Origin of the sequence: Aliidongia dinghuensis (genome assembly GCF_014643535.1) — a bacterium.
Classification (GTDB): domain Bacteria; phylum Pseudomonadota; class Alphaproteobacteria; order ATCC43930; family CGMCC-115725; genus Aliidongia; species Aliidongia dinghuensis.
In genome coordinates this window covers 38481-57780 of record NZ_BMJQ01000024.1, presented here as the reverse complement: position 1 = coordinate 57780, position 19300 = coordinate 38481, and the positions used below count along the sequence as shown (strand labels likewise).

General features: G+C 68.1%; 8 protein-coding genes. 1 reads left to right on the top strand and 7 read right to left on the bottom strand.

Going from position 1 to position 19300, the window contains the following annotated elements:
* Positions 1-28 precede the first annotated feature (28 nt).
* The 7 genes from IEY58_RS30940 to IEY58_RS30910 form a co-directional block, all read right to left on the bottom strand.
* Positions 29-12391 (bottom strand): filamentous haemagglutinin family protein, encoded by a 12363-nt coding sequence (locus tag IEY58_RS30940; RefSeq protein ID WP_189052039.1) that lies wholly within the window; start codon positions 12389-12391, stop codon positions 29-31.
* A 255-nt stretch (positions 12392-12646) separates the two neighbouring features.
* A complete protein-coding gene (locus tag IEY58_RS30935; RefSeq protein ID WP_189052038.1) occupies positions 12647-13642 on the bottom strand; it encodes a FecR family protein in 996 nt (331 codons plus the stop codon).
* The gene (locus IEY58_RS30930) at positions 13639-14388 is read right to left on the bottom strand and encodes an RNA polymerase sigma factor (RefSeq protein ID WP_229744087.1); all 750 of its coding nucleotides are present in this window, start codon (positions 14386-14388) and stop codon (positions 13639-13641) included. The genes IEY58_RS30935 and IEY58_RS30930 overlap by 4 nt, the downstream gene beginning before the upstream one ends.
* Positions 14366-14992 (bottom strand): STN domain-containing protein, encoded by a 627-nt coding sequence (locus IEY58_RS30925; RefSeq protein WP_189052037.1) that lies wholly within the window; start codon positions 14990-14992, stop codon positions 14366-14368. The genes IEY58_RS30930 and IEY58_RS30925 overlap by 23 nt, the downstream gene beginning before the upstream one ends.
* Before the next feature lie 352 nt (positions 14993-15344).
* The gene (locus IEY58_RS30920; protein ID WP_189052036.1) at positions 15345-15665 is read right to left on the bottom strand and encodes a hypothetical protein; all 321 of its coding nucleotides are present in this window, start codon (positions 15663-15665) and stop codon (positions 15345-15347) included.
* 106 nt (positions 15666-15771) lie between these two features.
* On the bottom strand, positions 15772-17052 hold the full coding sequence (locus IEY58_RS30915; protein WP_189052035.1) for a cation:proton antiporter: 1281 nt from the start codon (positions 17050-17052) through the stop codon (positions 15772-15774).
* 28 nt (positions 17053-17080) lie between these two features.
* The gene (locus IEY58_RS30910) at positions 17081-17806 is read right to left on the bottom strand and encodes a class I SAM-dependent methyltransferase (protein WP_189052034.1); all 726 of its coding nucleotides are present in this window, start codon (positions 17804-17806) and stop codon (positions 17081-17083) included.
* A gap of 191 nt (positions 17807-17997) precedes the next feature.
* On the opposite strand from IEY58_RS30910, the gene IEY58_RS30905 reads away from it, so the two are divergent.
* A complete protein-coding gene (locus IEY58_RS30905) occupies positions 17998-19299 on the top strand; it encodes an NAD(P)/FAD-dependent oxidoreductase (RefSeq protein ID WP_229744086.1) in 1302 nt (433 codons plus the stop codon).
* Position 19300: the final 1 nt, after the last annotated feature.

Sequence of the window (19300 nt, the reverse complement as noted above, 5' to 3'; positions counted from 1 at the left end):
GCGCAACCGCTGTCCTGCCTGTCCTCCTTCACTGCGTGGATAGCGAGTGCTGCTCGTCCGGCGTCAGCATGCGCTTCTGTTCGTCGGTCAGCGGACCGGCTCCAACATACTTGATAGCGCTGTTGGGATTGTAGGTCTGCTGGTCGGGGTTCTTGCGGCGCTGACCTTCCGAAGGGATGCCGTTGTGGGAAGGCGCTCCATCGCCGCCACCGTAGCCGATGACCTCGACGGTGATGATGGAGGGCAGGTCCTGGACGGCCGGCCGGTTGCGCGCCTGGCCGGCCGCCTCGGCGGCGGCGGCCGCCGCACCCGCGGTGTTCGACGCCGTGGTAAGCGCCCCGATGTTCGGCGCCACCGACGCGGGCACGCCATAGGCCGTGCCCTGCACCTGGATATTGAACGCGTTCTCCACGTGCAGCGCCGCGATCGCCAGATCGCCCGAGACCCGGATGCCCGCCGCCCCGGCATCGACCGTGCCGCGCGGCGCAATCAGGTAGACGTTGCCTCGTGGGGCGTCCGGGATTGTCTGCAAGGTCGCGATGCCGGCGCCGGTCACCTCCGACTTGGCGTCGAGCTGGAAGTGGCCGTCCGGGTCCATCTTGTAGTCGGGCGGCGGCACGTCGGACGTGGTCTTGGCGCCCTCGCCCGCGTTGATGTCGCCGTTCGACGACCAGATGGTCATGCTGCCGCCCTGCTCGGTGAAGATGCGGCTCTGCGCGAGCAATAGGCTCTGGTCGCTGAAGATGCCGACGCCGCCGGTCTCGAGCGTCAAGATGCCCTGCTGGTTCGGGCCGACTACCGTCTGGCCCTGGGCGTTGACCACATAGGGCGGCGCGGACGAGCTGCCGACCAGGATGCGCCCGCCGGGCCCGAGGATATGGATGTCGCCACCCTCCTGGGTTTGCACCGTGGCGCCGCGCATGTCGAAAGTGCCGGTCGGCACGGGCGCGTTGGCGCCGTTGGTGCCGCCGTCGAGGGCGTTCCGGGTGTAGCCGTCGCTGGCCGGGAACAGCGTGTTGATCGCCTGGTAGCCGCGCGCATATTGGTGGAAATAGGGGCTCGCGGCATTGTTGTAGTCCGCCCCCACCCGGGTCAGGACATTGAAGAACGCCTGGTCGATGAAAGCCTGCTGCCGGTACGCCGGCAGGGTCCGGAAGATCGTCCAGGCCTCATCGGGCGTGAGGCCCACAGTGCCCGGCGCGATCCGCTCGACATAATCGACAAGTTGGGGCGCTACGCTCGCAACGCCCGGGATCGGCGGGGCCGCCGGATCGATATAGGCCGCGGCGAAGCCTGCATCGTTGATCCCGGGCGCCACGCCGAACAGCATCGTGATGCTGGCGCTCTCCGGCGGCAGCAGGGCGTTGAACTGATCGCCGATGGCCTGGAACCCCGTGACGACGTCCCCCTGACCGAGGCTGACGCTGCTGAGGGCGGAGCCATAGGTCAGATAGGCCTGGTTGGCCGAGGCAATCGGTCCGATGTTCCGGCCGGCCTCAACGTCCAGGTAGCCGGGACCGGCGAGCTCGACCGCCGGCACGATGTGATAGCTCCCCGGATATTGCAGGGCCACTCCCAGCGGCGTGTCGTAGATGTCGTGGCCGGCAACGATGCGCGTCACATCGCTGTCGGAGAAGTTCTGGCCGAGGAAGGTGAGGTTCACGATATCGTGCCCCGCCTGGATGAAGGCGGGCTTGTTCGGCTCCAGGATCAATTCGTCCTGGTAGAACCCGCTGCTGTTGAGCCGCCCCTCGACGATGTCGCCGTTCAAGGCATAGATCCGCACCGGATCCGTCCCGGCGCGCGCCACGACCTGGTTGTAGCGCGAGTTCGGTCCCAGGCCGCCAGCCTGCAGCCACTCGGGCAGGATGGCGTTGGTTGCCAAAGGATCGAGCGGCGTCGGAAATTGCGAGGGATCGAGGTCGACCAGGCCGAAGTAGCGGCCGGCCGGGCCCGAGCCCGAAGCGATCGTCTCTACCAGCGTAACCGACTGGTCGGCCAGCAGGCTGAACTGGCCGGTCGGCGACGGATAAAGCTCGCCGCTGCCGCCGATATAGATGTCGCCGCCGAGCGCTGTCATGGCGAGCGAGGCCGGCAGGACCCGACCATCGGTCGGACTGCCCCACAGCAGCACCGTCGGCAAGGTCATGGTGTCGAGCCGGGCATCGCCGTTGACCGACAGGATCGAGAGCGCGGAATTGCCGGTGGGGTTCTGCGAGTCACGCGACCCGACGAGGGTGACGAGCGGGTTCTGCAGATAGGACGGGTCGTAGATGCCGCCGATGTCGGCATCCTGCCGCGCCGTCACATTCCACCGGGTGTCCTGGTAGCCGAGCAGCGTCGAGACCGGCGTGGTCACCGCGGACGAGAACGGGGAATTCGCCCCCGAAGTGAGGTCGAAGGCGGAAGCGATCGCCCCGCCGGCCGTCAGGCTGCCCGTCCCCTTGGCGACGAAATAGCTGCCGCCCAGGATGTCGCCGCCGGCGATCACCGTCAGGTCGCCCCCGCCGACCGTGGTCACGGCGCCGCCGGTCGCATACCAGGTCGTGGGCAGCGAGACCGACAGCTCCCGGATGTCGCGGCCCGCCGTCACGGCGACATTGCCGCCGATCGACATCACCCCCTGATCGAAGGCGGCGAAGTTGATCGACGAAGCGGTCGCCGTGTTGCCACTCTCCATCCATTGCCACCAGGTCTGCCCGAGAAAAGTGCCCGCGGTGCCGGTGGCATTCCCTGTGGTGTCGTAGACCTGCTCGATACCGAGGACGTCCCGGCCGGCCGAAATCGTGATGTCGCCGCCGTTATAGGGGTTGACCTGGCCGGTCGTGAGCAGCTCCGCCGAATAGTTCCCCGTCGGACGGATCGCGGCGATACCGGTCAGGGCGCTGGTGCCGGGCATCGGCTCGCCCGCCGCGTAGACGGCGGCTGGCGCGGCATTGTCGAGCCACGCCACGTCGCCGGCTGCCGCGATGTCGATCGAGCCGGTGCCGGTCCGTACCGTCGTAGGCAGCAACAGGGTCCGCCCGATCCGATTGCTGAGCGGGTTGCCGTTCACGTCCTTCGTTGCCGTGTCGGCGACCGCGAAATGCCCGCCGAGATCGACGCTGCCGGCGGACCCGGCATCCACCGCGAGCGGATCGGCGCTGCCGGCATCGGCGCCCGCCACCAGCCGGTATGACGAGCTGGAGCCGCCGAGCAGCGTCGCCGAGACAAGCGAGGCCGGGCTGCCCGCGATCGGCATGTTGGAGGGACTGTTGTTCGCGGCACTCGGCGCCACAGGCACCGTGCCGAGGCTGCCTCTATCGGGATTGGGCAGCGGTGCGCCAGGAAGGTAGAACAGCTGCGAGCCGAAGAACTGGTTGCCGACCTTGTTCGCAACATATTGGAAATAGGAGGTGTGGCCGGCAATGTACTGGCCGTAATCGACCGTATATCCGCCATAGTTGGCATAGTCGACCGTCGCCGGTTGCAGGAGCGGTGGCGGCGTCGCCGCCCGATCCGCCACAGGGTTCGTCTTGAAGTTCGCCTGGAGCCAGGCGAGGTAGGCGCTCACATAGCTCTGGTAGGTCGGATAGAGCGACAAGTTTGATGGATTGGGCACCGCTTGCCCGGTGGCGGGGCCGACGGTCACCGGCTTGTAGACCAGGAAGCCCGTCGTGCTGTCGACGAAGAACTGGCGTGACCAGGAGTTGCCGGTCGTCAGCGGCCCGCCAGCCCCGATCTCACTGATATAGGCAATATAGTTCGTGTAATAATCGTTGGACTGGCCAGACAGTGGTGCCTTGAGGGTAAAGTAGTAAGGATCGCCATTAGTGGACAAATTGACGATTCCTCCGGCAGGCCCCACGTAGCCGGCGCTCGTGGCACCTGCCTTTTCCTTGATGGTCCCGTTCCATATGTTTTGGGCGTTGAAATAGGCCAAGGTGGCATTGTAGTCGTTCAAGGCTTGCACGGAGGGCGATGTCACCGGATCGGCCAGATGCGGGCCGTCGTTCTGCTGGTAGAAGCCGTCGGTGATCGAGGCCTCGATGTCGAGATCGTTCCCCGCCAGGATCGAGAGGATCGGCGCCAACCCGTTGTAGCGGTAGGCGAGCGCGGTCGGGCTGGCGCCGGCGGCGAGGTTCCAGTTGGTCAGGACCGAGATGTTCCCGCCGTTCACGCCGCTCGAGACCGGATTGTAGAGCTCGATGCCGGGACGGACTTGCAGGTTGGCGATGCCGCCGTAGTCGTTGGTGAAGGCGAAGCCGGGGGCCTCGACGAACCGCATCAGGGTGCCGGCGCTGCCGTCGGCATTATTGCCGTAGAACCCCGTGTGCTCGGCATTCGCCGTGTGGGGCGTGAAGTAGTCGTTCGCCAGATAGGTCTTGAGCGTGTCCGGATCCGTGGGCGTGGCGAGAATGTTGCCGGACGCATCGGTCCAGGTGCCGGGGACCAGCTTGCCGCTGCTGTCATACCAGCCCGCCGGATCGATGATCCCATCGAAATGCCGGGCGCCGGTCGAGGCGTCCGCGGGGCTCCAGACCGCATAGGGCTCGATGGTGACGACCCGGGCGCCGCGCAGCGAGGCGCCGCGGTCGATGATCCGGACGTCCTGGTTGTCGAGCAGCGGTGCGCGGAAGCTGATCGATCCGCCCGCGAGCGCATCGGCGGAGCCGCCCGAGACATCGATCACGGCGCCGGGGCCGAGATGGATCACGCCGCTGCCGGCGGGATCGACGTTCTCATAGCCATAGGTGCCGTTCACGCTGCCGTTCGCAACACCGCTGGTGCCGATCGCGACGGTGCCGCCCTGCTGGCCACCGACAAAGCTGCGCGCGAGCAGGCTGCCCTCGAGGTCGACACCGCTCTTGCCGTAGAGGTCGATCTCGCCGGCATAGGGACCGGAGACGTCGATCGTGCCGGCGATGACGACATTGCCGGCAGCGGCACCCGGCACGCTGCCGCCGTCGGCCGTGAGGGCGACATCCTGCGCCTTCAGCGTGCGGCCGGCCGAGAGCACGAGGTTGCCGTTGCGCGTATGGACGGAGATCAGCTTGTCGACGCCACTCGACGCCAGCGTCGCGGCGAGCGCGTCGAGATCGGCGGCGGCGCCGGTGTCGAGCGTGAAGGAGCCGCCTTGCACCCCCGCGGCTGCCCCGCCGCGGAGTGTGCCAAGCAGATCGACCCTGCCCTGCGGTGCCGACAGCGTGACCGCACCCGCGGCCCCGCCGCCGGCGGCGCCGGAGAAATCGAGCACGGCACCCGGTGCCACCCGGACGTTTCCGGCATCGGCAGTGAGGATGATCTTCCCGGCCGGCGCATAGGCGGCGGTGTCGAAGAACTGCTTGACGAAGCCCGCCACCTCCACCGCGGCACCGTCATCGACGGCGAGAGCGCCGGACGTCGCCTCGAGCGTGACATTGCCGGCGACGGCCTGGACGAGAGCATTGTCCCGAAGCGCCCCGCCGATGAGGGTGATGGCGCCGCCGAAGGCCGCGTCGGCCGAGGTGGCGCCGCCGGCGGCGGCGGGGTTCAGCACCAGCGCCCCGGCGGTCTTCACGGTGGCACTGCCGCCGGCGCCCGCGACGATCTTCGGCGCCGTCAGCGTCACCGGCAGGGTGCCGAAATCGAATGTGCCGCTGCCCTGCCCGACGATGCCGTCGGCGGCGGTCACGGTCACCGCCCCGAAGCCGGAGAACCCGGCCGTGCTGCGCACGGTGCTGCCCGGCGTGCCGAAGTCGATCTCGTTCCCCTTCAGCGACAGGGTGCCGCTGCCGGTCGTGAGCGCCGCAGGCGGAGCCGCCGCGAGGTCGTTGGCCAGGGTCACGGTGCCGGCATGGATCGCAACGCTGCCGGCCTCGCCTTGCGCCCCGCTGGTGAAGGCGCCGGCGCTCAGGACCAGGTCGTTGGCCACGTCCACCGTGATGTCGCCCTCGAAATCCATCGCGCCGTAGCTGCGCAGCAGGACCTGCCGGGCCGCGGCGAACTGGGCGAGCGTGCCGGCGCCGATCACCAGCCCCCCATTGGGCCGGGCCGCGTTGCCGGCCACGAAGGTGACGAGGCCGCTGTCGGCCGCGATCGCCTGGCCGGCGAGGACCGCGGTCGGATCGACCAGGACGGTCCCTGTGGCGTCGAGGGTCAGCCCCTGCCCGCCCGAGAGCGCGACGCCGCCCTGGACGGTGAGCAGCCCTTGCGGTGCAGCGGGCACGCCGTTGCGGGCGATCTGGAGGATGCCGGCATTGGAGACCGCCAGCAGCGCCCCGTCTCCACTGGTCGTCGAGCTTCCGATGGTGAGCGGCACGGGTGGGCCGGCGATGGCCCCTTGCGCCGCGATCACGCTGCCGCGCTCGACCAGGAGGCCGGTCGCGGCATTGGGATCGGTGCCGGTCGTATCGGTCTTGGTGACCAGGATGACCTCTGGACCGGTCAGCGGATGAGCCGCATCGGTCGAGACGACGATGCTGTTGGCCGCGACGGCGATGGTGTCGCCGTTGTCGCTCTGGGTCCGGGTGCCGCCGACCAGCAGGCTCTCGGCGCCGAGCGCGTCGAGCGCCGCGGCATCGAGCCTCAGGTAGCCGTCGCGCACCGCCTCGCCCGATCCCACAATCTGGATGTCCCGGGACGCGATGTCGACCTGGGCACCGCGGCCGCCCGGGCCTGCCGCGGTGTCGAGCGTGGCCCCCAAGGTGAGCGCCCGCGTGGCGGCGAGCGCCAGCTGGCCGGCGTCGACCGGCAACCGCGGCACGGCGGTGCCGCCGCTCCGGGCGAGCTCCGCGAAATAGCTGTCGGCGTCGGTGACGTTATATTGCGAATACTGGCCCCAGGCTGCACGCGGCTGGACCAGGAACGCCGTGGTCTCAGCCGCGCGGGCGCCGGTCAGCCCGTTGACGAACGTGCCGGCGACGATGCGGCTGCCGTCCGGCAGCACCGCGTTCTCCGCCGCCACCGCATTGACCGTGCCGGTCTGCTGCACGACGCGGAGGGCACCCGGCAGGGTCGCGTATTGCCCCGGCAGGAGCGTGTAGTAGCCGGCAGGCAGGCCCGCGGTGCCGGAGAGATAGACCTGCTGGCCGACGGCGCCCCCGGTCGGCGCGAACTCGGGATCGACCGGCGCCACGGCGCTGCCGTAGCCGGGCAGGATGGCGTAGATCTGGCGGCCGTCGGGATAGAGCGGCACCTGGGTCGGCGTGGCGCCGCTCGCGTAGCTGGTGTTGGTCGCGAGCAGCAGGTTGCGCGAGCCGCCGGTGCCGGCGACCCATTCCGAGGCCTGGATAGTGCCGCCGCCCGAGAGGTCGACCGTGGCGCCCGGCTCGAGCGCCAGGGCCGCCGCCCCCAGGCTGATCGTCTTCGCCGGCGGCGCCGTCATGTCGGGATAGGTCGCGTTGGTGATGCTCGGGGCATAGATCTGGAACTGCCAGTCGATGCCGTCGACCGTGGTGCCGTAGGGCACGGTGGCGCCGCCGAGGGAGACGGAGGTCGTACTGCCGGCGGCGAGCGTCACCGAATTGGTCGCGACCAGCGGCAGGTTGTTGAACGCGGCCGCCTGGCCGGTCACATCGCTGACGCCCAGGATGAGACCGCCGCCGGGCGCGCGCAGGGTCCCGGCTTGCACGATGTCGGTCGCGTCGAGCAGCAGGCTGCCGCCGGCCGAGAGCGGCGTGGCGGCGGTGCCGTTCGGCAGGATCGTGATCGTGGTGGGCAGCTGCGTGCCGCCGACGATCGGCCCCACGGCATCGATGATGAAGGTGTTGGCGGTGGCCGGATAGAGCTGCGCCGCCCGGAAGACGAGGTTGCCGCCGGTGACGAGCTCGCCCACGGCAAGGGTCGTCGACGAAGTCGGGTTGTAGAAGCGGATGTCGCCGGTGCTGGTGAAGTTGGCAGTGCCGAAGTTCTCGAGCGCGATGCGCCCGGTCAGGTCGAGCGTGCCGGCCGAGACCGCGAGCGTACCGTCGGCGACGGAGAGCGCCGGCAGGTTCGCGAAGGCGCCGTTGATGTTGACGTAAGGGGCGTTGATCGCGGCGGTGATGCCGCCGACCGAGGCCCGGCCGGCGGCGATGGCCGGCAGGCTCGTAGCGCCGGCCGGCAGGGCGACGAGGCTGGTCGCCCCCACTACGACCGAGCGCCCGACATCGAGCGAGACGTCGCCGGCGAAGCCGATCGAGAGCGCGCCGGTGGGCAGCAGGCTCGACGTGTTCTGCACAGTGAAGACCAGCCGCGGATCGGCGCCGATGCCGATGCTGTCGATGCCCGAGCCCGTGAGCCGGTCGACCGCGAAATGCTCGATACCCGCGGCACCGGGAATCGCCTGCCCGGGTTCCAGCCCCGGCGGGACGAAATCGCCCGATTGCTGCAGGATGATGCCGCTCGCCTTGAGCACGGTCGGGGTTCCAACGATCAATTTCTGCGCGTTGGACAGGACGAGCGTGCCGCCCTCAGCCTGCGCCGCGCCGGGATGGGCCGCGCCGGGATGGGCCGCGAGCGTGCCGTCGAACAGCAGGCCCTCCGCACCGCCCAGCGTAATCACGCCCGCGTCGCTCCAGACGGCGGTCGGCACGGCGATCGGGCCTGCGGCCCCTGCGATGTCGAAGACCGCAGCAGTCCCCGAAACGTCGATCCGCGCCCCGGCCTCGGCGACCACGGTTCCCGTGCCGTCGAGAACCGTGACCGAGCCGCCGTCGAGCACCTTGCCCGTGACCGGCTGAGCCAGTCCGGATGCCGTCCTGATGGGTGCCGCCAGCGGGTTGACCAGCGCGATGCCGGACGCGTCGAGCAGGCTGTTGCTCCCCAGCCAGATCGAGCCGGTTTGCGGGCTGCCGGGGAGCGCCGAGGCGGTCAGCGCGATTGAGCCGCCATGGGCGGTGATCGTGCCGAGGTCGGTGAGCTGGTCATAGGAGGCGAGCGAGACGGCCGCCCCCGGGTCGGCCAGGATCGCTGCCCCGGTGTCCAGCAGCAGCGTATTCGTGACCCCGGAGAAGGACGGCGGCAGATAGCTCATCGGCGAGGCGCTGCCGTTCCACGACAGATAGCTGTCGGACGTGAGCGAGAAGCCGGCCGCCTGGCGGTGATAGGGATCGAGGGCGCCAATCGTGACATAGGTCCCGTCGGGGGCCCCATCGGGCAGCACGCTCCCTGCCCCGTAGAGGCCGGTCCCGGTCGGGGCGGCGAGCAGGGCCGGCAGGTTCGGGATGAAGTTCCGCTCGCTCACCGTGACCGTCGTGCCGGCCGCGATCGTGGCGTCATAGACCGCCGACAGCGCATAGGCACCGAAGCCGCCGCGGGTGAAGAAATCGCCCGGCAGGACGAGATCGTAGGGATGCGCCGTCGCCGGATCGCCGCCAATCTCGATGCCCAGGGCCTGCAGCGTGAGCGTGCCGCCACCCGAGAAGCCGTAGCCGCGCAGCACGCCGTCGAGGACGATCCTGCCGCCGACCGGCTGGGTGTCCGGCTTGACCATCCCGCCGTAGGTGCCGAAGGCGCCGCCGGTGAAGACATACGTCTGGAGCGAGACGCTGCCGCCCTTGCCGGCCGGGATGCCGTCGCTCTGCTTGAGCTTGCCGTTCGTGTCGACATAGCCGCCGCCGGAGACGTCGAGCACGCTGCCCTTCGCAAGATTGATCGAGCCGGTCAGGTCGACGACGGGAGTGTTGGTGGCTGGCTGGGCCGCATTGGCCTGGGTGGTGATCGAGATGCTGCCGCCGTCGAGATCGGCCGTGCCTGCGATCTGGTCGGGGCCGAGACCGGTATCGTTGACCCAGCGCCCGGCGGCGCTCACCGTCACTCTGGATGCCACCGTCACGTCGCCGGTGAAGAGCCGGGACGGCAGGATGCCGCTCAGGCTCTGGGCTACCAAATAGCCTGTCCCCGTCACGGCGATGGCACCGCCCGGCGCCGTCAGGTCGGCATTGACCTGGACGGCACCGCCGGTCAGCGAGATCGAGCCGCCCGGCTGGACCGTAAGAGGCGCCTCGACCGCGAGGTTGGTGGACGCCCTGAAGCTCATCGAGGAAAAGCCGGCCGCATCGAGCAGCGGCGCCGAGAGCATCGAGGTGAAAAGTGGGTTGCCCGGGTCGAACTGGTCCTTGGCCAGGTTGCCGGCGGTCATGAGCGAGGTGTTCGCATTGAAGGCGGGATCGATCGCGCCGAGATCGGTCCCCTGGTCGGCGATGACGATGCCCTGTGTCGTCGTCGGCGGGCTGCCGTTCTCGGCCGCCGCCGGGAACAGGATCTTCGCGAGCGCCGCATCGCCAACCAGCAGCACGCCGCCCTTGGCGAGCGTACCGCCGGCGACCTGCTTGCGGCCGGACTCGGCCCAGGCCTCGATCGTGCCGTCGAGGATTGTGGCCCCGGTCGATCCGGTCGGGTTATAGGGCGCGTAGATTGCACCAGCCAGGATATCGAGCGTGCCGCCGCTGCCGCCCTGGATGAAGTCGGCCTGATTGATGCCGACGTCGAGCAGCGCACTGCCATAGACCTCTTTCACCCCCCACTTGGCGTGGTCGACCGTGAACTGGCCGGCGATGCCGACATAGGTATCGTTCGGGTCGGCCTTGGCGATGTCGGCCATATGGCCCGAGGCATCCATCAGCCGGGTCGTGCGCACCGTGCCGCCCAGGTAATGGATATAGCCGCCGGTCAGGTTCATGATCGAGCCGGGCGCCGCGATCACCTCGCCGCCGGCAAGCTTGAGCGTGCCGGCATTGACCAGCATCTGGTCGATGGTGCGCGGCATCTGGTCGACGTAGCCTTGGGCGTCGAGCAGCGGCGAGCCGACCCAGGCCTCGCCGTCCGCGCGGGTGCCGGAAACCGTGCTGTCGATCACCACCGTCTTGCCGAGCAGGAAGCCGTTGCGCTGCAGCGGCGAGTCCGCCAGATCGTTGGCGGTCAGCGGCCCGATCGTGACGAGCGTTGCCGAGGCCGGCCGCTCGACGTCGGCCAGGCCCGACACGTCGATCACGGCGCCGTTGTCTATATAGATCCGGCTCGCCACCGTCGGGTCGAGCGGGGACTGGGCGAGCTGCAGCGCGGTCACGCCGACCGAGGCGCCCGGCGCCTCGACGAGCGAGCCGCCCTGGAATATGACCGAACCGCCGGTCAGGTTCATGCTGCCGGGCACGAAGGTCTGGCTTGCCGACTGGGTCGAGGTCGTCGTCTCGCCGTTCTCCTGTGGCAAGACCGTCGTCACCGACTGCGGCCCGAAGACCAGGGGCCCGCCCCGAAAGGCGTAGGCCGCACCGCCGCCGTTTCCCTCGTCATAGGCGGTGAGCGTGATCGCGCCAGGACGGGTGATGCTGGTCGTGACTGCGACGACGCCGAGCTGATTGATCGTGGCGCCCAGCATGGTCACGTTGCCGGTCGCCGCCTCGATGAGCCCCGTGTTCGTCGCCGCGAACAGCGGGGTCGGATCGGGATTCCCGGTGGAGACCCGCCCGGTCAGATAGGGCGAAAGCCAGGAAGAGCCTGGGGCTCCCGATACCGTGAGGCCGACGCCGACACCGGCGGCCAGGATGGCCTGCCCGCCCGGCGCCAGGATCGTGCCCGCATTGCTGACGCTGGGCGCCGCCAGGAATGCCCAGCCCAGGCTTCCAACTTGAAGCTGGGCACCGGCCTCGACGCTGACGGCGCCGATGGATTGGAGATCGCTCGCCGTGTACGTGCCCATGCCCAGCGAGAGCTGATTCTGGTTCGCCGGGCCGGTGATGCCCGGCCCGAGGAACATCGCGTTGCTCGCCGCCACCGCGTTGTCATAGGCGGCACTGCCCGGCGTCATGGCGGCGAGATTGAGCGGTTCGCTGAGGAAAGGCAGCGAGGTGACCAGCAGCGAGTTCGTGTTGACCTGGCTGGACCCGCCGAAGATCACGCCGTTGCGGTTCAGGAGATAGACCGAGCCCTCGGCCTTGATTTGGCCCAGGATCTGGCTCGGCACGCCCGAGGGATCGACGATCCGGTTGAGCGCGATCCAGTTGTTGCCGGCCGAGCTGTTGCCGGCCGTCTGGTCGAAATGGACCGTCGTGTCCTTGCCGACGTTGAACTGAGCCCAGGTCAGGATCGCCTTCTGCGCGGTCTGCTTGACGGTGACGGTGGTCTGCCCGCCGCTCGTCGCCTGGGTCGGCAGGTTCGCATTCTGCCAGAGGCTCGGATCCGTCCCGACATTGGGCGCCACCTGCAGCCCGCCGGCGCCGAGCCCGTTCGGCACCGTGCTCGGCGCGCTCAAGGCCAGGTTGCGGGCAGCGCCCTGGGCCGCTTGCATGGCCTGGATCGCCTGGGTCGCGCGGGCGAGCGAGTTCATCGACTGCTGCGTCGCGGCCGCCGCCTGCTGCGCCGACATGACGGCGCCCGCCGCCGCGTTGGCCGCCGCCGAGGCCGCGCCATCCGCCGCGAGAATGTTCCGCGCCTCCGCCGGGGCACCGGTCATCAGTAATGTCAGCGCGCTGACACTGGCGAGAAGTGCGGCGTGGAAGGAGCGTGAAGCACGGGCGGCAGAACGAACGGGCATAGGGCTCTCTCGGCTATTACGAGGCCGGGCGACCGCCCTTGAGGCTGCCGCCTGGTCGTCGGATGCTCCGACGGCCTATAGACGTCCGGGCGTCAGCCGATAGGAAATGGACCGTGCAAAAATAATTTCTGAAAACCGGGAAATTGTCGGTCCGCTGTTCGTCCCGGCACGGCATCAGCCCAGCAGAACGAAGCCACCGGGCAACGATGTGACCTTGGCGCCGAACACCGCTTGGAATTGCGTCAGGACGGCGTCCAGCCGGGCAATCTTGAAGCGTCCGGAGATTCGCCGCCCGCCCAGCGCCGCATTCACCAGGATGATGTGGCCCGGACGGTAGCGATTGACCTCCTCGATCACCTGCGACAGCGTCTCGTTGTCGAAGACGAGGAGGCCGTCGCGCCATCCGGCGACAATCTCCGGATCGACCGGCGTCACTGAACCGAGACCGGACGCAGCGGCATAGGCCACCTGCTGCTTCGGCAGGATTCTCGCCGTGTCCCCGCGATAGGTGACCGCGACGCTGCCGGCGAGGCACGTCACCCGCACGACCGGGCCGTCGCACCTCACCGTGAACTGCGCCTCGATCGCAGAAGTTCGACCCTCCAGAGCGTGGACGGCGAGCGGCTTCGCTCCCGCAGCCAGGGCGGCTTCGCCCGCGATCAGCTCGATGCTGTCCGCTTCGACCGATTGCCGGATATCGAGACTGGTCCTGGTATTGAGCTCGACCGAGGAGCGGTCCCCGAGTGCGATCTGCCGCTGCTCGCCCGTCCCGGTGCGATACTGTGCCGTCAGTTCACCGAGCGAGGGCCAAAGGCCAAAGGGCGGATAGGCGACCGCGAGACCGGCCGCCGCCGAGGCGGCGAGCGCGCCGCCGACAAAGGCGCGGCGCCCAAGCGGCCGCCTGGCGTTTGCGGAACGGCCGACCGGATCTTGCCGCGGCACCCGTTCGGCGGCTTCGAGGGGCTCTCCCAACGCCTGCCACAGGCCGGCGGCCCGGGCATAGGCTTCGGCATGCTTCGGGCTCTGCGCCCGCCAGCGCGCCAGGGCCTTGAGATCGCCCTTGGTCACGGGCCCTGTCGCGACATGCACGACCCAGTCCTTGGCCTCGCGCCGCAGGGCGTCGTCCTCACTGTTGAGCTCGTCTGTTGTCGTCTCGTCCATGGCGGTCATCGTCGGGTCGCGGCTCCTGTCCGATCACCCCCAGCCGCGGGTGCCGGACGATCCGCCTTCTCTATAGACGACGGGGCCGGTCCGGATAGGAAATCCTCTCCGAGCTGCGCTTCGCAATGATCGAGGGCCCGCCGCAATTCGATGCGCACCATGCGGGTCGAAATACCGAACCGATCCGCGATCTCCTGCTGCGATTGTCCCTGGAGCCGCGCCGCCGTCAGGATCTCCCGGGCGCGGTCCGGCAGCGTGTCGATGGCGCGACGGAGGGCTTCGAGCTGAAGCCGCCCTTCGGCCTCGCGCTCCGGGCCGGGCGCCGGATCGGCGACATCGAGAGCGGCATCGACTTCCCGCCGGCGCGCCAGACGGTCCTCGGCCCGCCTGCGATCAGCCGCTATGTTGAGCGCAACGCGCATGACATAAGCCGCCGGGCTTTGCACCGGGCCGACCTCGTCATACCGATTGAGACGCAGCCAGGTTTCCTGGAGGCTTTCGCCGGCCAATTCCTCGGAACCGAGCCGGCGGGTCAGGCGGAACTTGAACTCTTCATATCGGCCGGCCAACAGGTCGCGCAGCACCGCCCATGTCGTTTTCCCCATTGGCCGGACCACTTCTCGCCGAGCTACCCGCACGTAACCGGAATGACAAGGCGCCTTGTAGTGCCCCTCGGTTACAATTCGGCGACGCCCTGTCGTCTCGCCATTGAGGACTGACCCGCTCGCCCCTTCATCGCCCTCCGCACTCGTCACCCTCTGCGGGCGAGCGGGGCGTGATGATCAGGGTGACAGGTTGCCCCATCCCCGGCGGCGGCAGGGCGCGGATCGCGATCGTCCCCAACGCGCCGGCGAGGGCTGCATCGCGGCGCGGCTCTCCGGTGGAGCCAAGCAACGCCGAGCGCTGGACGACGCCGTCGGGCGCGATCCAAAACTGCACGCCCACGTGATAAGCGCCCGGCCGCGTCTCGTCGCTGCGGCAGAGCGTATCAAGAAGACCGGCCTGCAAGGCACCGAGGAAGCGGGCGTCCGGCGGGACCTGGGGCATCGCGGCGGCGGTCTCCGCCCGCGGCGCCGGCAGAATAGCTACGGCGTCGACATCGGTATGGCGGCTGATCAGGCCGGAGCCGGCCAACAGCATCTGCAATGCGATATCGGGCGCCAGTTTTCCTTTCACCGCCGCCGACCGCTGGCCGTCCGTCAGCGCCGTCTCGTAGAGCACCTGCACGCCGCTGGCCTCGGCATAAGCCTTGAGTGCAGCGGCAAGGCTCTCAGCCGGGATGTCGTAGACGATCTGCTGCGTTTGCGAAGGGACGGTCGATTGTCCCCCCGCTACAGCCGGCAATGCCGCCGAAACCATCCCCCCATAGAAGAGAGCCCCGAAGAGACGGGGCGGGACAGCTTTCATCGGGAGCGCGGGCACGACCGAAGACCCGCCGTTATTCTTCGATCACCCGCATTTCTTCTAAATCGAGAAATAGCGTCAGATTCCGTAATGCATTGAAAAGCATGATGGTTTCTTTCCAGATCGCCATGACTGTCAGGGTATCACAGCGTCGGGTCGTGTCGGGATTCTCGCAGCGGTGCTGCTGTTGCCGATCGCCGGCTATGTGCTGGCGCTCATGGCCGGCCTGGTGCTGGTCGCAGCCGTGCCCTGGGTCTCGACCGGCTTCCTCTCCTGGCGGGCCGCCGGGCGAGCCTGTCAGGCCCGGCTACTTCGCCTTGTCGTCCTTGCCGACCAGAGAATTCCAGGCCGATTCGAAGCCGGCACCGACGGCGTGAGCCGCGTTCTCGACGCCGTGGCCGACCTCGATCGCGGTGTCACGGACGCCGTGACCGACTTTGTTGGCCGTGCTCTCGACGCCGTTGCCGACCTCGATCGCGGTGTCTCGCGTGCCTTGACCGACTGCCCGGCCGTCGCGCCGCGCCTGCTCGACGGCCGTACTGTCGTTGTCGTCGGCACGGGCTGCCGTGAAAGGTGTCGCGCCGGCCATCAAGACCGAAAGGGACAGGATCAGGATGCTTGCGCGCATGGCTTCGACTCCCGCAGCCAGGATACCGGGGCGGCCCGGCCGCCCACATCTCATATAGTATTTCGCCGGCGTCGGCGGAATGGTTCCGTCCCGCGTGGGGTGGAGATCAGGCCTCGATGCCGACCGGGACTGGGTGGCCGGCGCGCGGCAGCTGCAGCTTGAGCAGCGGCCCCGTCATCACCGTGGTCGTCACCGCCATGATCACCAGCATGGTGAAGACGTTCTGCGGAATGAAGCCCAAATCGAAGCCGATGTTCAGCGCGATCAGCTCCATGAGCGCGCGCGTGTTCATGAGCGAGCCGAGAATGGCCGATTCGTGATGGCTGTACCCGGCGAGCCGCCCACCAATATAGACCGGAACGATCTTGCCCAGGATGGCGGCGGCCAGCACGATCGCGAGCCATAGCATGTCGGTCGCCCCGGTCAGGCCCAGGATGTTGGTGCGGAGCCCGGTGAAGGTGAAGAAGATCGGCAGGAAAAACACCAGCACGAACTGGCCGACCTGTCGGCGCCAGGCATCGACGAAGCCCAGGTGGCGATGGAACAGCAACCCGGCCGCGAAACCGCCGAATATCGCGAAAATGCCGAGCTGGAACGTCCAGATCGCCATCGCGAAGACCAGGCACAGCACGATCGCCATCAGGTTGGGCGGCACCTCGCCGTCGCGGACCGGCAGGCGCTTCAACAGCCGGTCGCAAAGCGGGCGCAATACGACCCCAAGCACGACGATGAACACCGCCAAGCCGCCCAACTGCAGACTCATCTGGACGGCGGAGAACCTGGCGGTCGCATAAGCCGACACGCCGGCCAGCAGGACCCAGCCGACCACATCGTTGATCGCAGCGGCGGAAATCGCCACCACGCCGATTTCAGTCTGGTTGAGGCCGTATTCGCGCAGAATCCGTCCCAACACCGGCACGGCGGTGATCGCGACGGCGACGCCCAGGAACAGGCTATAGGTCAGCGCATCGGTGCCGGGTGCGAGCGTCGGGGCCGAGGCCTCGCCGATGGCGAAGCCGAGGGCGAACGGGACGCAGATGGAGGCGATCGCGACCGAGACGGTGGCAAGCCGGTTGCGCGCCGCCTTCAGATGGCCGAACTCGAAGTCCGTGCCGATCTGGAACATCAGCAGGATGAGGCCGATCTGGCTCAGAATGACGATCGGCGGCGATGCGGTCTTGCCGAACAGATCGGTCGAAGTTCCGGGAAAGAAATGACCGAACAGCGACGGTCCGAGCATCAGGCCCGCGACGATCTCGCCGACGACGCCCGGCTGACCCAACCGGCGGAATACCGTGTTCATCAGCCGTGCGGCGCCGATCATGATGATCAGCTGCAGCAGCACGAGAAACAGCAGATGCTCCGTCTGATGTACCGCGCTCGTCATCGAGGCTTTCCTCTCTCGAAGTTCGCGGTCAGCGCCGCTGGCCGGCATAGCTGCGGAACAGGTCGAACCAGCCCTCGCACACCACGTCGGAAAATCCGGCACGCACCATCGTCTGCTCGATCACCGCTGGCAGCACGCAATTCTCCATGGTTTCCCAGTGATACGCCATGAGCGCCCGGATCTTCGGCTGTCGCGTGATCCATCGGCTCAATACCGGCACGGCACGGCCAAGGTACTGGGCAAGCGTCGTGCGGTAAATCGGCTTGGTCGGGCTGCTGACCTCGAGCAGCAGCAGGATGCCGCCCGGCTTCAGCACCCGGCGGAACTCGCGGAAGCAGGCGTCCAGGTCGTCGATATGCCGGATGGCATAGCCCATGACGACAAGATCGACCGTCGCTGCGGCGAGCGGCAGTTGGTCGGCCAGGCCCTGTATCAGGGGAATATCGAGCTTGCGCCGAGCCTCTGCGAGCATCGCCTCGCTGAGGTCGAGGCCAATGATGTCGCCGTCCGGCCCGACGATGTCATGTGCCGCCGCAGCGATGAGGCCGGTGCCGATTGCGACGTCGAGCACCCTGTGCCCAGGCTTGAGCCCGGCACGGCGCAGGCAGCGCCGCCGGTACCAGCCGCCGGAACCGAGCGAGAAGATCGCGTTGATCGTATCGTAGTGCGGCGCCGTGTCGTTGAACAATGCACGCACGAATTGCGGCGTTGCCCGCGCGGCGAAAGCATCATTCTCGTCGCGGCTGGCATCCATAGGTTTTTCCACGATCCCCGTCGGACAAGTGCCGCGCGGCCGCGACCCGTTTCCCCATACCAGATGCTTCTGGTTGAGGGCAAATCCCTATGCTAAACGCTCGAACGAAGCCGATGCGGGAGACGTTGACCATGATCGCCGATCATGGCATCCGACAAGTGCGGGAGACAGGCGCAGGTCGGAGCATCGGAGTGGGACAGGTGACCGTCGGCATGGGTGACGAGATTTGCGACGTCCTGGTTATTGGCGGCGGTCCTGCCGGCTCGACCATTGCCGCCCTGCTCGCGGAAAGGGGTAAGAGCGTCATGCTGGTCGACAAGGACCAGCATCCCCGGTTCCACATCGGCGAATCGCTGCTGCCGTTCAATCTTCCCCTGTTCGACAAGCTCGGCGTCCGCGAGGCGGTCGAGCGGGTCGGCATGCCGAAGTTCGGCATCGAGTTCGTGTCGCCGCACCACCCGAAGCCGAGCCTTCTGGAATTCGCCGACGGCTGGCGCAAGGACATGGATTATTCCTTCCAGGTACGCCGTTCGGATTTTGACCATATCCTGCTGAAGAACGCGGCTGCCAAGGGCGCCACGGTGATCGAGGGCTGCCGGGTGACCGAGCTCGAATTCATCCGGGGCAGCGGCGCCCAGGTCGCCGGCACGATGGCGGACGGCAGCACCCGGCAATGGCGCGCGCGCTTCGTCGTCGATGCGACCGGCCGCGACACGTTCCTCGCCAACCGCTTGAAGCTGAAACAGCGCAACCGGCGGCACGAAAGCGCTGCCGTCTACGGCCATTTCGCCGGTGCCGAACGGCTCCCGGGCAAGGCCGAGGGCAACATCAGCATCTTCTGGTTCGCCAAGGGCTGGTTCTGGTTCATTCCGCTGTCGGACGGCACGACCAGCGTCGGCGCGGTCTGCCCGCCGGCCGTGTTCAAGGACCGCCAGGGCGACACCACGGCATTGTTCCGCGGCCTGATCGACCAGTGTCCCGCCCTTGCGGAGCGCCTTGCGGGGGCGACCCTGACCGGCCCCGCCACCGCGACCGGCAATTATTCCTACGGCACCGACCGCATGAGCGGCGACGGCTTCATCCTGATCGGCGACGCCTCGACCTTCATCGATCCGGTATTCTCGACGGGCGTCTATCTCGCCATGCGCAGCGCCTTCATCGGTGCCGACGCCGTCGTCCGGTGCCTCGACCGGCCGGCGGAGGCCAGAACCGCGCTCCGGCAGTTCGAGCGCGAAGTGATTACCGGCCGCGACCGCTTCACCTGGTTCATCTACCGCATCACCAGCCCGGTGATCCGCAATCTGTTCATGGCCCCGCGCAATCTGTTCCGCATGGAGGAAGCGGTGCTGTCGCTCCTGGCCGGCGACGTCGCCGAGGATTCGCCGATCCGCTCCCGACTGCTGCTGTTCAAAGGGCTCTATTACGTGAACACCGGCCTCATGAAGCTTGGTCGTCTGTTCGTCCGCCAAGCCGCAACGGCGCCGAGGACCTGAT

Bases quoted from the DNA above. Each gene is read 5' to 3' on its own strand.
- IEY58_RS30940 (WP_189052039.1), bottom strand. From the start codon at position 12,391: ATGACCGGTGCCCCGGCGGAGGCGCGGAACATTCTCGCGGCGGATGGC.
- IEY58_RS30935 (WP_189052038.1), bottom strand. From the start codon at position 13,642: ATGACCGCCATGGACGAGACGACAACAGACGAGCTCAACAGTGAGGAC.
- IEY58_RS30925 (WP_189052037.1), bottom strand. From the start codon at position 14,992: ATGGTTTCGGCGGCATTGCCGGCTGTAGCGGGGGGACAATCGACCGTC.
- IEY58_RS30920 (WP_189052036.1), bottom strand. From the start codon at position 15,665: ATGCGCGCAAGCATCCTGATCCTGTCCCTTTCGGTCTTGATGGCCGGC.
- IEY58_RS30915 (WP_189052035.1), bottom strand. From the start codon at position 17,052: ATGACGAGCGCGGTACATCAGACGGAGCATCTGCTGTTTCTCGTGCTG.
- IEY58_RS30910 (WP_189052034.1), bottom strand. From the start codon at position 17,806: ATGGATGCCAGCCGCGACGAGAATGATGCTTTCGCCGCGCGGGCAACG.